Source organism: Mucilaginibacter sp. JRF, from assembly GCF_015223065.1.
Taxonomy (GTDB): Bacteria; Bacteroidota; Bacteroidia; order Sphingobacteriales; family Sphingobacteriaceae; genus Mucilaginibacter.
The window spans coordinates 95,394-110,239 of sequence record NZ_JADFBY010000003.1; the positions used below are offsets into that span (position 1 = coordinate 95,394).

The following is a 14,846-nucleotide window of genomic DNA, read 5'->3' on the forward strand; positions in this document are numbered from 1 at the left end:
ACATCGCCTATTTACCTATGCAGATCAATAACGCGCATTTAACTTATTGCACCAACATACACCCCGGCGAAAGCTGGGCCGATCATTTTGCCTCCCTTAAACAAAACTTTCCGGAGGTTAAGCAACAGTTATCACCTGATGAGCCGATGGGTATCGGGCTGCGCCTGTCAAACCAGGCCAGTGTAGAGATACTGATGGGTGATAATATGCAGCAGTTTAAACAATGGCTGTATGAAAATAATGCCTACGTGTTTACCATGAACGGCTTTCCTTACGGTGGCTTTCATGATACCGTGGTGAAAGACCAGGTACACGCCCCCGACTGGACAACCAGCGACCGTTTGGCATATACCCTGCGTTTATTCCACATACTTACCGCTTTAGTGCCCGAAGGTTTGGAAGGCGGTATATCAACCTCGCCACTGAGCTACAAGCATTGGTTTGATACAAGCGATGCGTTGGAAGAAGCCAAACTCATCGCCACAAAAAAGATATTATTGGTTGCCGAGGAATTAAGCAACATTTACGAACAAACCGGCACCCTGCTACATTTGGATATTGAGCCGGAGCCGGATGGCATACTGGAAACCGGCCGGGAGTTTATTGATTGGTACGAGCAGGTATTATTACCGCAAGGCATTACCCGTTTTGCCGAAAAGCGCAACCTGTTAGCCCACGAAGCCGAAGCCCTGATAAAACGCCACATTGCCTTATGTTATGATGTTTGCCACTTCGCTATTGGTTACGAGCCGCATCAGGCGGTGATTGATGAGTTGGAGGCCAAAGGCATAACAACGGGTAAGATACAGATCAGCGCTGCTTTAAAGGCCACTTTTACCGGTGAGCCTGACAATAAGCAAGCCTTATTAGATGAGTTTGCCAAATTTGATGAGCCAACCTATCTGCACCAAGTAATTGCCCGCCTAAACGACGGACAGCTTGCCCGCTACCCCGACCTAACGGATGCCTTATTACTTAAGGACGATGCCAGGGAATGGCGCGCGCATTTCCATGTACCTATATTTTTAGAGGACTTTGGTTTGCTGCAATCAACACAGAGCGATATAAGCGAGGTGCTTGAAATATGGAAGAATAAGCCTTTCACCAACCACCTGGAGGCTGAAACTTATACCTGGGGTGTTTTGCCTGCGGAATTGAAAGTACCGATGGCTCAATCCATTAGTCGTGAATTGGCCTGGGTAAAAAACAAACTGAGCAATTAAACATTACTGTACCTATGAATAAAACGGTTGTTATTGATATTGTAGGCCTTTCAACCTCGGTTATTGGCGAGCATACCCCCTTCTTGAAGCAATACGTCACCAAAAACCACCTTACTACCATTGAGCCACTTTTGCCCGCGGTTACTACCTCGGCACAATCAGCCTACGTTACCGGCAAATGGCCAAAGGATAACGGCATTGTTGGCAATGGCTGGTATGACAGGGTTGATAGCGAAGTGAAATTCTGGAAACAATCGAACAAGCTGGTTAACGGTGAAAAAATATGGGACAAAGCCAAAAAGGAAGACCCATCATTTACCACATCCATGATGTTTTGGTGGTACAATATGTATTCAACCGTTGATTACTCGGTTACGCCACGCCCTAATTACCTGGCCGATGGCCGTAAAATGCCCGATTGCTACTCGCAACCGGCAGAACTGCGTGATGAATTGCAGAGTAAGTTAGGTCAGTTCCCGCTGTTTCAGTTTTGGGGACCGGGCGCCAACATCAAATCAACCCGCTGGATAGCCGATGCATCCATGCATACCGATGATCAGCACAACCCTACGCTTACGCTTATCTACCTGCCGCACCTGGATTATTGCCTGCAAAAATTTGGGCCTGATACTGCTAAGATAGCTCCTGAATTAAAGGAGATTGATGATGTACTGAAAGACCTGATCACCTTTTATGAAAAAAAAGGCGCTAAGATCATCCTGCTTTCTGAATATGGCATTGCCCCGGTTAATAACCCTATCCACCTTAACCGCCTGCTGCGCCAGCACGATATGCTGGGCATACGTATTGAGCGCGGTTTGGAATTACTGGATGCAGGCGCGTCAAAAGCGTTTGCCGTAGCCGACCATCAGATAGCGCATATCTATATCAATGATCCATCGGTTACCGAAAAGGTAAAGAGCCTCATTAAATCAGTTAAAGGTGTTGAGCTGGTGCTTGACCGTGAGGAGCAAGCCAAATACAACATTGACAACGAACGTGCCGGCGACCTGGTAGTTATGGCCGATAAAGACAGCTGGTTTACCTACTACTTTTGGCTTGACGATGCCGTTGCCCCCGACTATGCCCGCGTGGTCGACATACATAAAAAACCGGGTTATGATCCTGTTGAAATGTTCATGACCTCAAAGGCACGCGCCGGTTATAAACTGCTGCGTAAAAAAGCAGGCTTTAGGTATGTGATGGATGTAATTCCGCTGGATGCTACCCTCATCAAAGGTTCGCACGGCAGGGTTAATGTTTCGCACGAGTATAAACCGGTGTTGGTTACTCAAGATGAACTGACGGGCACCATTAACGCGCCGGATGTTTTTGATGTGATTTGGCAGCATCTTAAAGGCTAACAACATTCCTGAATAGTGTAAGCTAAGTGATTGGAATACCTTTTGCATTAAACAGGGTACAACATTTCTTAATCACGTACAACTTATGCCTAAATGGTTCAAAATCACCCTTAAAGTATTGGGTGGCATATTAGCGCTTATACTGCTTTTATTTATTGCCGCATCGTTATATATCACCTTTAATAAACAAAAGGTACTAACGCTTATTACCCAAACGGTTAATAAAAGTATTGATGGAAAGCTGGTTATCGGCGAGCTTGACCCTACCTTTTTCTCGGCATTCCCTAACGTGGCGGTGTCGTTAAAAAACGTATCGCTTAAGGATAATCAATGGCAAAAACACAAGCATACACTACTACAGGCAGGCGATGTTGAAGTAGCCGTAAATGCCCTTTCACTCATTACAGGCAGTGTTAACATACAGAAAATCAGTATAAATAACGCTTCAATAGACTTTTTTACCGATAGTACCGGCTACAGCAACACGGCCGTTTTCAAGAAAACCAAACCTACCCCCGAAACCGAGAAAAAGGATGACGATGATGAAAGTGGCGCGGCCGCTATCATTAAACGCATCAACCTGAATAAGGTGGCTTTCTCGCTGGATAATCAGAAAGCTAATAAACTATTCAGCTTTTACATTAACTCCTTAAAAGGTAAGGTTGATTACCCGAGCGAGGGCTGGAAAGCAAAGATAAACCTGGATACTAAAGTAAAAAGCCTGGCCTTTAACACTAAGCGAGGTAGCTTTATAAAGGACAAACAATTGCGCGGACCGTTCGATATTCAGTACACTGAAAAGGATGGCTTAATTACCGTAGCGCCTAATAAGTTAAATATTGGCGATGATCCGTTTATTATAGGCGCTAAGTTTGAAACCGCTAAAGATCCGGTAAAATTCACTATCAATATTAAGGTTGATGAATTGCTTTGGAAACATGCCGCCGACTTGTTGGCGCCTAATATTTCGGCCAAGCTTAATATGTTCAGCATATCGCAACCATTGGCGGTAACAACCTCATTGGTGGGCGATTTTGGTGGCGGTGGCGATCCTGCTATCAACGTACGCTGTAAGGTGAGCAACACTACCTTGAAAATACCGGGCGGTGTGATGGAGAATTGTAGCTTTAATGGCTTGTTTACCAACGGGCATGATAAGAATAAGGAACTGGGTGATGAAAACTCAGCCATTGGCCTGTATAACTTTACCGGTAACTACAAGGAGATGCCTTTTACTATGGATACCGTAACCATTGTAAACCTGGATAAACCTATTGCCAGCGGAGCTTTCCGCTCAAAGTTTGATGTAACTAAGCTAAACAATGTTTTTGAGGGCGATCCGCTTAAATTTAATAAAGGCACTGCCGACCTTAACCTGCATTATAAGGCCGACATTGTGGATTATCAATTGAACAAACCGGTATTTCGTGGGGCCATTAACATTAAAAATGCCGATATGACGTACGTACCACGCGGGTTGAATCTTAAAAACTCATCGCTATCATTATACTTTACCGATAACGATTTGCTGTTTAAAAACATAAACCTGCAAAGCGGCCATAGCATTGTGAAGATGGACGGGCGGGTGAAAAACTTTTTGAACCTGTATTATAAAGACCCTGAAAAGATGGTGCTGACCTGGTATGTGCGTAGCCCGCAATTGTATTTGGGTGAGTTTTTAGGTTTTTTGAATAAGAAAAGCTACGTACGCAAAATGCCTAAGAAACGCACCAATAATGGTAACCTTGCCGAGCAGCTTAATGACGTATTCGAAAAAGCCAATGCCGAACTGCACATGCTGGTTGAAAAGGTATACTACAAAAAATTTCTGGCTACCAATGCCATCGCCAGTGCCGAGCTTACCAACAATGGTGTTACTATTAACAACATTAGTCTTAAACATGCGGGTGGTTCACTCAATATAACCGGGCATGTGCAGCAGGATGGCGCTGCAAACTCATTCGATATAAAAACAAAGGTAAATAATGTGAACATCAGCACTTTCTTTTACTCGTTTGATAACTTTGGGTTGAGCAGCCTCACCAGTAAGAATTTGACCGGCTACCTTACATCCAACGCCAGTGTAAAGGGGCGAATTACCAATGATGGCAGTTTGGTGCCCCGATCAGTATATGGTACGCTATCGTTCGATCTGAAAAATGGTGCCTTAAAATCATTCGACCCGATAAAGAGTGTGGGTAAATTCGCGTTTCCTTTCCGTGATCTGGATAATATTACCTTTCCGCAGTTGAATGGCACGTTTGATCTGCGTGGCGAGAAGATCAACATCAGGCCGATGCAGATCAGCTCGAGCGTGCTAAATATTGATATGGCGGGTGTTTACTCGTTAGGCACAGGCACCAACATAGCCATTGATGTACCGCTGCGTAACCCCAAGGATGACTACAAGATAACTGACCCTGAAGAACGCCGCAAAAAGCGCATGAAAGGCATCGTAATATACCTGCTTGCAGCCGATGGCGACGATGGCAAGATCAAGATTAAACTGAACCGCAACCGCAAAAAAGATAAGGACAAGGATAAAGACGACGACAAGGATAAAGAGAAGGAAAAGCAGGAAGAAGCTAAGTAAGAGCTTAAGCTATAACCCTGCTCCACTCCGGGTGGCGCTTTAAAAAGCCTTGTACATATACGCATAATGGTACCACCTTGGCATTTTGGCTTTCGATATATTGAAACACCTTATCAACCAATGCGGTGGCTACACCCTTGCCCTCAAGCGCTTGCGGCACTTCGGTGTGTACCAGGTAATATTTTTCGCCTTTTTTAAGGTAATCAACAAAAGCGCGGTGCCCTTCAACATACAATTCAAAATTGTGCACAGCCTCGTTATTAATGAGTTCGATCTCTGTATAGGATGACATAAGCAGATAGATTGGTTATTCAAATGTAGTAATGCTAAGCCTTTTACCAAACGGAAAATATCACAAAAAGCAGAAGGGCCTTGTGAATTACAAAGGCCCTTCTGCTTTTTATATAAGGATATATTGTTTATTCTTCAACGACTTCGCTGTTGGTACTTACCGGTTCGGGCTCCTCATGCTTAAAGTAGCGCTTTTGGAATATCAATATCATAATAACACCTACTGATATAGCCGCGTCGGCCAGGTTAAATATCGGGCTAAAGAATTCAAATTCCTTTCCTGCCCATATTGACGACCAGTCCGGATAATGCCCTCTGATCAACGGGAAGTAGAACATATCAACCACCTTGCCATGAAACCATTTTTCGTAACCAAATATTTTACCGTAAAAAACGCAATCGATAATATTACCCAGCGCACCGGCCAATATCAGGGCCACGTTCATGATCAGGCCACGATGGTATTTGTGTTTTATTAAATGAACCAGGCCAAAACCTATAGCTACTACCGCTACAATACGGAAAAGTGTAAGGGCCAGTTTACCCAACTCGCCACCCAGCTCCATACCGAAAGCCATACCGTTATTTTCGATAAAGCGCAGCATGCCACGGTCGCCTAAAAAATGTATTTCCTCATTAGGGCCCATATTGGTTTTCACCCAGATCTTGATGATCTGATCAGCCAATACTACCAATGTGGCAACAAGAAAAGGTTTAACGTACGATGCCTTCATTAATTTTGTCGAAGTTTAGCTTCCATGCTCAGCGTGGTGTGCGGCACAGCGCGCAAACGCTCTTTTTGAATCAGCTTGCCGGTTTCGCGGCAAACACCGTATGTTTTGTTCTCGATGCGTACCAGGGCAGCATCTAATTGCTCAATAAACTTTTTTTGCCTTGCAGCCAATTGGTTTATCTGCTCTTTCTCTAAAGTAGCCGAGCCATCTTCTAAAGTTTTATACGTACCGGCGGTATCGTCAGTGCCGTTCGCGTTTGGCGAACTTAATGATGAAGCCAACGCGTTAAGCTCCTCTTTAGCAACACGTATCTTATCTAAGATGATGTCTTTGAACTCCTGTAGTTCTGAGTCAGAATATCTGGTCTTTGTGGTTTCGTTAGCCATTATATTTTACTTAAAGAAATCAATAATTCGTTTTCGTCAATATTTGTTACTTCACCTTCGCTAAGCTCATTGGTAAACTCAATGGTATCAGCAAGTATCTCGGCCTTGATGTACGCCAGGTTAGCGTTCACGGCATCGATAATCGCGGTACTGTCAGTCTTGATGCGCACGTTAATTTTATCGGTCACCTCAAAATCCTTGCTCTTGCGGAGGTTCTGAACACGGTTTATCAGCTCGCGCGATAAACCTTCTTTTTTCAGTTCGTCGGTTACTGTAACATCTAAAGCAACGGTTAGTTTGCCTAAATTTGCAACCTGCCATCCCGGTACATCCTCAGCTATGATCTCAACATCGGTTATTGCGATCTCGAAAGCCGAACCATCAACCTCAAAAGTTGTTTTGCCATCCTGCTCAAATTTTGCAAGCGCCTGCTGATCCAGGTTTACAATAGCGTCGGCAACAGCTTTCATGTGCTTACCTGCTTTTGGCCCTAATGCTTTAAAGTTAGGTTTTACCTTCTTTTTAATAAAGCCGGCAGCGTCGGTAATATATTCAATATTTTTGATATTCGTTTCAGAAAGTATCAACTCCTTAACCTGCTCTACCTGGTGCTCAAAGTTCCTGTTCAGTATCGGCAATAATATCTTGCTCAGGGGCTGGCGCACGTTTATGCTGATCTTTTTACGCAATGATAATACCAATGATGATATATCCTGCGCTAACTGCATACGCTCCTCCAGTTCCTCATTTACCAGGTCGGCATGGTATTCAGGGAAGTATGCCAGGTGCACCGATTCAAACTGCTCCTTACCGGTAACCTTATTTAAATCGTTATACAAACGCTCGGCAAAGAATGGTGCCACCGGCGATATCAGTTTTGATATGGTTACCAAACAGGTATACAATGTTTGGTAGGCCGATAGCTTATCCTCAGAGTTTTCTGATTTCCAGAAACGCCTGCGGCTTAAGCGGATGTACCAGTTGCTAAAGTGCGCATCAACAAAATCCTGTATGGCACGGGTAGCACGGGTTGGCTCAAAATCGGCATAAAAACCGTCAACCTCTTTGGTTAAGGTATTTAATAACGATATGATCCAACGGTCTATCTCCGGTCTGTCGCTCAATGCTATCTCAGGTTCGCTGTACGTGAACTTATCGATATTGGCATATAGCGCGAAGAATGAATAGGTGTTATATAATGTGCCGAAGAATTTACGGCGCACTTCGTCCAAACCTTCCAGGTTAAATTTCAGGTTATCCCATGGCGACGCGTTGCTGATCATGTACCAGCGGGTAGCATCGGCACTGTATTGGCCTATGGTTTCAAACGGATCGACGGTATTGCCCAAACGTTTCGACATTTTGTTGCCATTCTTATCCAGCACCAAACCGTTTGATACTACGTTTTTAAACGCGATACCTTTATTGCCCACCTGCTCGTTGATGGCCTTAACCTCATCGCTGCTTTCGCTAAGCATAACGGCTATGGCGTGCAGGGTAAAGAACCAGCCTCGGGTTTGGTCAACACCTTCGGCTATAAAATCGGCCGGGTAAGCGTTTTTAAACTCGTCCTTGTTTTCGAACGGGAAATGCCATTGCGCGTAAGGCATGGCGCCCGAATCAAACCAAACATCGATCAGATCAGGTTCACGGAACATTTTGTTGCCGGCTGCTGAGGTCAATACTACATCGTCAACATACGGACGGTGCAGATCGAATGTTGAATTATTGAGTGATTGAATTATTGATTGGTTTTTCTCTAATTCTGCATCATTCAATACGCCACTATCAACCGCTGCTATCAAGGCGGCTTTTAGTTCCTCAACCGAGCCGATACATTTTTCTTCCTTACCGTTCTCCTCGCGCCATATAGGCAGCGGGGTACCCCAGTAGCGTGAACGCGACAAATTCCAGTCCACCAGATTTTCCAGCCAGTTACCAAAACGACCTGTTCCGGTTGATTCGGGTTTCCAGTTGATGGTTTTGTTCAACTCGGCCATCTTATCCTTTAACACCGTAGTGCGGATAAACCAGCTATCCAGCGGATAGTATAATATCGGCTTATCGGTACGCCAGCAGTGCGGGTAGCTGTGCTCGTATTTCTTTACGTCGAAAGCTTTGTTATCTTCCTTTAGTTTGATGGCGATGAGTACATCTGTAGGCCTGAAATCAGACTGGGCACGTTCCTCATCGGTAAAGTATTCCTCTTTAACATAATAAAGCGGGAAATCACTCACCTCCTCAACAAAGCGGCCTTGCTTGTTAACCAGTGGCACATCCTTACCGGTTTCGTCCTTCACCATTACGGCAGGCACACCGGCTTCTTTGGCCACCCTAAAGTCATCACCACCAAAAGTTGGGGCAATGTGTACTATACCGGTACCATCCTCGGTAGTAACAAAATCGCCCGGTATTACACGGAAAGCATTTTGCTCCAGATCGGCATTGGTTACGTAAGGCATCAACTGGTGATATTTTACACCTACCAGTTCCTTGCCTTTAAAGCTGGCCTTAACCTGCCACGGTATTAGTTTATCGCCGGGCTTGTAATCCTCAAAAGAGGCATTCTCAGCTTCAGCCTTAAAATATTTTTTTACCAGATCCTTAGCCAGCACTACGCTAACCGGCGCATAAGTGTATTGGTTAAAGGTGCTGATTTTAACGTAGTCAACATTTTCGCCAACGGCCAGGGCACTGTTTGATGGCAGCGTCCACGGGGTGGTTGTCCATGCTAATATTGATGTTTGCTCATCGGCATTATCAAACAACTGCGCCAACAACGGATGCTCCTGCTCCCTTTTTACATGGAACTGCGCCGTTACCGTAGTATCTTTCAGCATACGGTAAGTGCCCGGCTGGTTCAGCTCGTGCGAGCTTAAACCCGTACCCGCCTTTGGCGAGTATGGCTGTATGGTGTAGCCTTTGTACAGCAAACCCTTGTTGTAAAGCTGCTGCAATATCCACCAAAGGCTTTCAATGTATTCGTTCTCGTAAGTGATGTACGGGTTTTCAAGGTCAACCCAATAACCCATCTTTTCGGTAAGATCATTCCATACATCGGTATAGCGCATCACCTCTCTGCGGCAGGCATCGTTATACTCCTTTACCGATATTTTTTTACCGATATCATCCTTAGTGATACCCAATGATTTTTCGACAGCCAGCTCAATAGGCAGGCCGTGGGTATCCCAGCCACCTTTACGCTTTACGCGGTAGCCCTTAAGGGTTTTGTAGCGGCAAAAAATATCCTTAATAGCGCGCGCCATAACGTGGTGTATGCCGGGCATACCGTTAGCCGATGGCGGGCCTTCGTAAAAAGTATATGGATTATCGGCAGGGCGGCTGCTGATACTTTTCTCAAATATGTTGTTCTCTTTCCAAAACTCCAGTATCTGTTTACCGGTTTCGGATAAGTTTAACTGTTTATATTCGTTGTACATCAATGTGTTCTACCTCAATTTTTGGAGGTTGCAAAAATACGGATTTTTTAGTTTAGAAAGTTATATATTACCTGTTAAATAGCTATTAAGTAGTTCAATTTTTACATGAAAAAGGTTATACGCAGCTTTGGCTACGCTTTTAAGGGGATACGTTATGCTTATGCTACCCAACTGAATTTCAGGATACATAGCGCCGCCACTGTTATTGCCATAGCGGCAGGTTTGTTTTTAAACATCAGCGCTGCCGAATGGCTGTGGATAACCGTAGCCATAACCCTGGTTATTATTACCGAAATGCTGAATACCGCCCTCGAACTGCTTACCGACCTGACATCGCCCGAATACAATCCCAAAGCCGGACATGTAAAGGATATTAGCGCAGGCTGTGTGGTTATTGCCGCCGTATTTGCCCTGATAACCGCCGCCGTTGTATTTTTGCCGAAATTAATTTTGTTAATTAACCATGCTGCATAAAACCCGGGGCATCATTTTCAGAACTACGGATTACAGCGAGAGCAGCGTGATCGTACAAATATTTACGGAGAAATTCGGACTACAATCATACATCATTAACGGGGTAAAAAAGCCAAAAGCCAAAATACCGCGCAATATGCTGCAACCATTGCATTTGGTTGATATGGTGGTTTATCATAAAAATACGGGGAGCGTGCAGCGGATATCTGAACTTAAAACATCGCCGGTTTTGTTAACCATACCTTACGATGTGATCAAGAGTTGCATCGCTATTTTTTTGAACGAGGTATTGTATAAAGCAGTAAGGCAGCAATCGCCCGACGAGCAATTGTTCGATTTTATTTTCAATTCCATTGAGTGGCTCGATCATCAAACTGAAGGGTTGGCCAATTTCCACCTGTTGTTTTTGATACAGCTAACCCGCTACCTTGGCTTTTACCCTGATAGGGCCAATGCAAGTACGGCGGCATATTTTGATATGAAGAATGGGGTATTCTCTAACTGGAAACCTGAGAGTGCATTATACTTATCGGCACCACACACCCAAAACTTTTACAGTTTATTGCAGAGTAATTTTGGCAACGAAGCTCAATTAGTATTTAATAACAGCGAACGCCGTTACCTGATAGACAAGATGCTGGAATATTACGCCCTGCACATTGAAGGCTTCGGCAACATCAGATCGCACGAAGTGCTGGAAGAAGTTTTAAGCTGATGCTTTGACCATGCGCCAAAGCATCAGCCTGCTTACATGCTTAACCAAGCACGCGTTTCTTAATATAATCTAACGTTGATGCCGGTACAGGCGCTCCATCGGTTTGCTCTACCGAGCCATCCTTGTTTATCTTAAAGTCTGAATGCAATGTTTTATCAATAGTCACGTGCAAAACATCCTGCTCCTTTTCAACCTCGCAAATCAGCTCGCGTTCTGAATATGATATAGTGAATTGATATTTGCCGTCTTTTTCGGCTGGGGTAATGTCAGTCATAATATTTGGTTTTTTGTATGTAACGCCTGTAATAGCCGATATGTTTATACGAAAAACATAAATTATACATGTTTGAACATCAATATCGTCCGGACATAATAAAAGAGAAAGCAGCAACTTTCTCTTTTATATATTAACTGACCTCATAAAATTTACCATAAAGAACGTATTGTGTTAGGACGATAAATTATACGGATCAAATATACATTTTAGATATTTAAAAAAACTAATTTTTTATACACTTTTAACACATATTTAACACACAATTCTTCAAAAAAGTCATTTTTATAGAATATCCGCGTTGAAGAACCTCAAAAAAGAGATTTTCTGTCGATTATTTTTCAAAAAATAAATTTTCAATGCTTTTTCTTAATAAAATCTAACATCCGCTCAAAAAACCAGACTTTTTAACATTATTACACTTATTAACAATTTTCGCTGGGCATATCCGTCAAATAGGAGTTATCATTCTTTTTTGGGCCGATTGCAGGAAGCATAGAAAACCCGCCGTATGCTTCAGAAACTGCATTTTAAAATTAATTCATTGGCTATCAATTACTAAATAATTTTTTAAAAATATTTTTTGAATAAATAAAAAAAGACCCTATGTTTGCAGTCCCAAAACAAAGGAACGCTACTAAAGCCAACCAAAGTTGAAAAGGGAGCATAGCTCAGCTGGTTCAGAGCATCTGCCTTACAAGCAGAGGGTCACAGGTTCGAATCCTGTTGCTCCCACTTAAAAATGAAGCACTTATGTAATTAAAATCATAAGTGCTTTTTTATTTCACAACAATTTCAACGCAAACGATAATTTACTTTATTGTTATCGCCATTAAACTGTACAGTTACGCCGGTGAAATTACAAGTTTTTTGAAATAAATTTTTATTATTGGTATTCGAAAATTAAATTTGTAGCGTATTAATAATTACAGACTAATACATCCTTAATCAAGTCTAAAACTTGTTTAAAAATCGCAACTGTAAAATCGGAATTTCATTTTTAATCTAAAATTTAGATGAAAGAATTTCTTTCAGTTGCAGAACTCTGTAATTTATTGAACTTGTCAAAATCAACAGTCTACAAAATGTCTTGCAAAGGCATTCTCCCTATTTATAAGCCTAAAGGTTCTAAATTAATTTATTTCAAGTATTCTGATATTATCAATTATTTAGAAAGCGGCCGAATTGACTCGGTTGACGAGATAATTGAACAAACTCGGATGTCATTAGAGACCTTCAAATAACCTACAATTTGTAGCAAGAATTACATCTTATATAGAGTTTTTTAGCATAGCTTGAATGCCAATTGGAATAAATATGGTATTAAAGCTATGCTCGGAGATTCTACCAGCTTTAGATTTACAAAGCAAATTAGTAATTTGATACCAACGTAAAATCGCATAAATAAAAATCGGTTGAGGACACATGTTGTGCCTAATCAATCAATAAAAGATAAACACAATTACAATCAGTTCACTTACATAATTCCAGCAAATATTTTAAAAACACTTGAAAAATTAGCTGAAGAAAATAAAGACTTTAAAAATCCTGAGAGGGCATTTCTAAAATACTTATATGTATTAAACATGATATCTCGTGACTTAATAAATAGCCATAAGGACTGCTCCGATTATCAAAGTTATAGAGGAATCGCACTAAATATGCAAACTCTAACAAAGATTTTTGGAACAAAAAACAACGTTACTACTAAGATTATAAAAGATTTAATTTCTAATAATCTTATTAGTCGTGTAGATGTATATATTCCAGGTTGTCAGTCATTTAAATACAAGTTATGCGACACTGAGAATTTAACTTTCGACTCATTTACGTTATATCCTAAATTTGATAAAATTAGTACTAAGATTATTGAAAAGCATAACGATATATACTACAATGATGATACTGATTTGATATTATATAAAAGTTATATGCTTAAATTAAGTATTTATGGGTTAAATGATTTTATAAAGGATAGTTGTTTTGTGTTGGATGACTCTTCCCCTATTATATCTCTTATGATGGGGGAATTAAATGATGAGACTAAATATGGTTATTTGTCAAAAAATCTCAATTTAGTGCTTAACTCATTGATTGAAATTCATAATTCACGGCTGCACATAAGTAGGAAAGACCCGCTTTCGAGAGTGCACACATCGCTAACAAATTTGAAAAGAGAAGCGAGGTCGTTAATCCGTTATGATGGCAAAAGACTTATCGAGTTCGATATCAGAAATTCTCAACCCTTATTAGCCTCTATTTTGATAGTAAATTACTGGAAAGATAAGAGTTACGATGTCCCCGAAGACGTAAAAAAATATATCAAAGATTGCGAATCAGGTGTTTTTTATGACTATTTCATGGAAAAAGAAGGCACCAAAGAGAGCGAAAGGTCTCAATTCAAAAAGAGATTCTTTGGAAAACTATTTTTCAGTAAAGTATCTAAACGTAAAAGTAAACTAACAAAGTGGTTTGAAGAGAAGTATCCCAATTGTTATAAAGCCATATGCGATATTAAAGGCGGTGTAGGCTCTGATTCTTACAAACAATTTGCTGTAAAGCTGCAAAGGCAGGAAGCACAACTTATTTTTGATGATGTTAACATGAGTTTATTAAAAAAAGGAATTCCAGCATTTAATATTTACGATTCAATATTGTGCTTGGAGGAAGATGCGGATTATGTCAAAGAATGTATTTTAAAAGCGTTTAGACGAATTAATTTAACACCAACGCTAAATATTAAGAATTGCACGGAAGATAAACCTATAGAGGCTGTATTAAGGTCAATCAGCACCAATAATTAACACGCTTAATTATTCATAAATACAAATAGAAAGGTCATTACGCTATACAGTCAAGAGTTAACATAATCAGATTTGAATTGAAAGATTTATATGTGTAATGGCCTCTATTTAGTTTACAATGAGTACGAATTGCAATTTCCAAATAGATGAATATACCAGAGTGTTTACAGACCAATTTGGTCAGGAGTTCTAAGGGGTTACTTTCCTCTGATACCAAGAATAACCACAACGATTCCAAATAATATAAGTAAAGTAATTGGGAGGTATTGCATCCTTGATTCCATATCAATATCAGCAATAACAACTTCATCTGTTTCCAATGAATGTTTGACATTGATAGAATCACCAATTTTGTGTTGCTTGTAAAAATCCCGGTCGATTTGTTCTTTACTCGTTTAACCTTGAACCTTAACTTCACACCACCACTTTCGACCACCTACGTGAGATATTGAAAGATTAGTAATCTCTGTTTTAACGGTCGTGGCGTTTTTCCAAATCTCCAAGTCTTTCATTTTATCTTGTAGGCTTAAAATTGGAATGGCGATAAA

The 14,846-nt window shown here is 41.4% G+C and carries 11 protein-coding genes and 1 tRNA gene; 7 read left to right on the forward strand and 5 right to left on the reverse strand.

What is annotated here, in order from left to right; all coding sequences use genetic code 11:
* The first annotated feature begins 17 nt into the window (after window positions 1-17).
* The 3 genes from eboE (at window position 18) to IM792_RS09065 (ending at window position 5,180) form a co-directional block, all read left to right on the forward strand.
* Entirely contained in the window at window positions 18-1,223 is a 1,206-nt protein-coding gene (eboE, locus tag IM792_RS09055; RefSeq protein WP_194101533.1) for a metabolite traffic protein EboE, read from the forward strand.
* 14 nt (window positions 1,224-1,237) lie between these two features.
* On the forward strand, window positions 1,238-2,587 hold the full coding sequence (locus IM792_RS09060; RefSeq protein ID WP_194101534.1) for a nucleotide pyrophosphatase/phosphodiesterase family protein: 1,350 nt from the start codon (window positions 1,238-1,240) through the stop codon (window positions 2,585-2,587).
* An 85-nt stretch (window positions 2,588-2,672) separates the two neighbouring features.
* Window positions 2,673-5,180, forward strand: coding sequence for an AsmA-like C-terminal region-containing protein (locus IM792_RS09065; protein ID WP_194101535.1), 2,508 nt, complete (start codon window positions 2,673-2,675; stop codon window positions 5,178-5,180).
* A 4-nt stretch (window positions 5,181-5,184) separates the two neighbouring features.
* Here IM792_RS09065 and IM792_RS09070 read toward each other — a convergent pair whose 3' ends face one another.
* The 4 genes from IM792_RS09070 to ileS all read right to left on the reverse strand — a co-directional run bounded on the left by IM792_RS09070 (window position 5,185) and on the right by ileS (window position 10,031).
* On the reverse strand, window positions 5,185-5,472 hold the full coding sequence (locus IM792_RS09070; RefSeq protein ID WP_194101536.1) for a GNAT family N-acetyltransferase: 288 nt from the start codon (window positions 5,470-5,472) through the stop codon (window positions 5,185-5,187).
* Window positions 5,473-5,599: 127 nt separating this feature from the next.
* Window positions 5,600-6,205, reverse strand: a complete 606-nt coding sequence (locus tag IM792_RS09075; RefSeq protein ID WP_194101537.1) for a lipoprotein signal peptidase — start codon at window positions 6,203-6,205, stop codon at window positions 5,600-5,602.
* Window positions 6,205-6,591, reverse strand: coding sequence for a TraR/DksA C4-type zinc finger protein (locus IM792_RS09080; RefSeq protein WP_194101538.1), 387 nt, complete (start codon window positions 6,589-6,591; stop codon window positions 6,205-6,207). The genes IM792_RS09075 and IM792_RS09080 overlap by 1 nt, the downstream gene beginning before the upstream one ends.
* A complete protein-coding gene (ileS, locus tag IM792_RS09085) occupies window positions 6,591-10,031 on the reverse strand; it encodes an isoleucine--tRNA ligase (RefSeq protein ID WP_194101539.1) in 3,441 nt (1,146 codons plus the stop codon). The genes IM792_RS09080 and ileS overlap by 1 nt, the downstream gene beginning before the upstream one ends.
* 105 nt (window positions 10,032-10,136) lie before the next feature.
* Here ileS and IM792_RS09090 point away from each other — a divergent pair, with 105 nt between their 5' ends.
* Window positions 10,137-10,505, forward strand: coding sequence for a diacylglycerol kinase family protein (locus IM792_RS09090; RefSeq protein ID WP_194101540.1), 369 nt, complete (start codon window positions 10,137-10,139; stop codon window positions 10,503-10,505).
* Window positions 10,495-11,220 carry a DNA repair protein RecO gene (recO, locus tag IM792_RS09095; RefSeq protein WP_194101541.1) on the forward strand — a complete coding sequence of 242 codons (726 nt, stop codon included), beginning with the start codon at window positions 10,495-10,497 and terminating at the stop codon, window positions 11,218-11,220. The genes IM792_RS09090 and recO overlap by 11 nt, the downstream gene beginning before the upstream one ends.
* Window positions 11,221-11,260: 40 nt before the next feature.
* Here recO and IM792_RS09100 read toward each other — a convergent pair whose 3' ends face one another.
* Window positions 11,261-11,494, reverse strand: a complete 234-nt coding sequence (locus IM792_RS09100) for a hypothetical protein (RefSeq protein ID WP_194101542.1) — start codon at window positions 11,492-11,494, stop codon at window positions 11,261-11,263.
* Window positions 11,495-12,154: 660 nt separating this feature from the next.
* Between IM792_RS09100 and IM792_RS09105 the strand changes: the two genes are divergently transcribed.
* Together IM792_RS09105 and IM792_RS09115 are read left to right on the forward strand one after the other, a co-directional pair.
* Window positions 12,155-12,229 (forward strand) — tRNA-Val (locus tag IM792_RS09105).
* A gap of 695 nt (window positions 12,230-12,924) precedes the next feature.
* On the forward strand, window positions 12,925-14,298 hold the full coding sequence (locus tag IM792_RS09115; protein ID WP_194101544.1) for a hypothetical protein: 1,374 nt from the start codon (window positions 12,925-12,927) through the stop codon (window positions 14,296-14,298).
* Window positions 14,299-14,846: the final 548 nt, after the last annotated feature.

Coding starts and splice junctions, on each gene's coding strand:
- IM792_RS09090 (WP_194101540.1), top strand. CDS start 10,137: ATGAAAAAGGTTATACGCAGCTTTGGCTACGCTTTTAAGGGGATACGT.
- IM792_RS09080 (WP_194101538.1), bottom strand. CDS start 6,591: ATGGCTAACGAAACCACAAAGACCAGATATTCTGACTCAGAACTACAG.
- IM792_RS09065 (WP_194101535.1), top strand. CDS start 2,673: ATGCCTAAATGGTTCAAAATCACCCTTAAAGTATTGGGTGGCATATTA.
- recO (WP_194101541.1), top strand. CDS start 10,495: ATGCTGCATAAAACCCGGGGCATCATTTTCAGAACTACGGATTACAGC.
- eboE (WP_194101533.1), top strand. CDS start 18: ATGCAGATCAATAACGCGCATTTAACTTATTGCACCAACATACACCCC.
- IM792_RS09060 (WP_194101534.1), top strand. CDS start 1,238: ATGAATAAAACGGTTGTTATTGATATTGTAGGCCTTTCAACCTCGGTT.
- IM792_RS09070 (WP_194101536.1), bottom strand. CDS start 5,472: ATGTCATCCTATACAGAGATCGAACTCATTAATAACGAGGCTGTGCAC.
- ileS (WP_194101539.1), bottom strand. CDS start 10,031: ATGTACAACGAATATAAACAGTTAAACTTATCCGAAACCGGTAAACAG.
- IM792_RS09100 (WP_194101542.1), bottom strand. CDS start 11,494: ATGACTGACATTACCCCAGCCGAAAAAGACGGCAAATATCAATTCACT.
- IM792_RS09075 (WP_194101537.1), bottom strand. CDS start 6,205: ATGAAGGCATCGTACGTTAAACCTTTTCTTGTTGCCACATTGGTAGTA.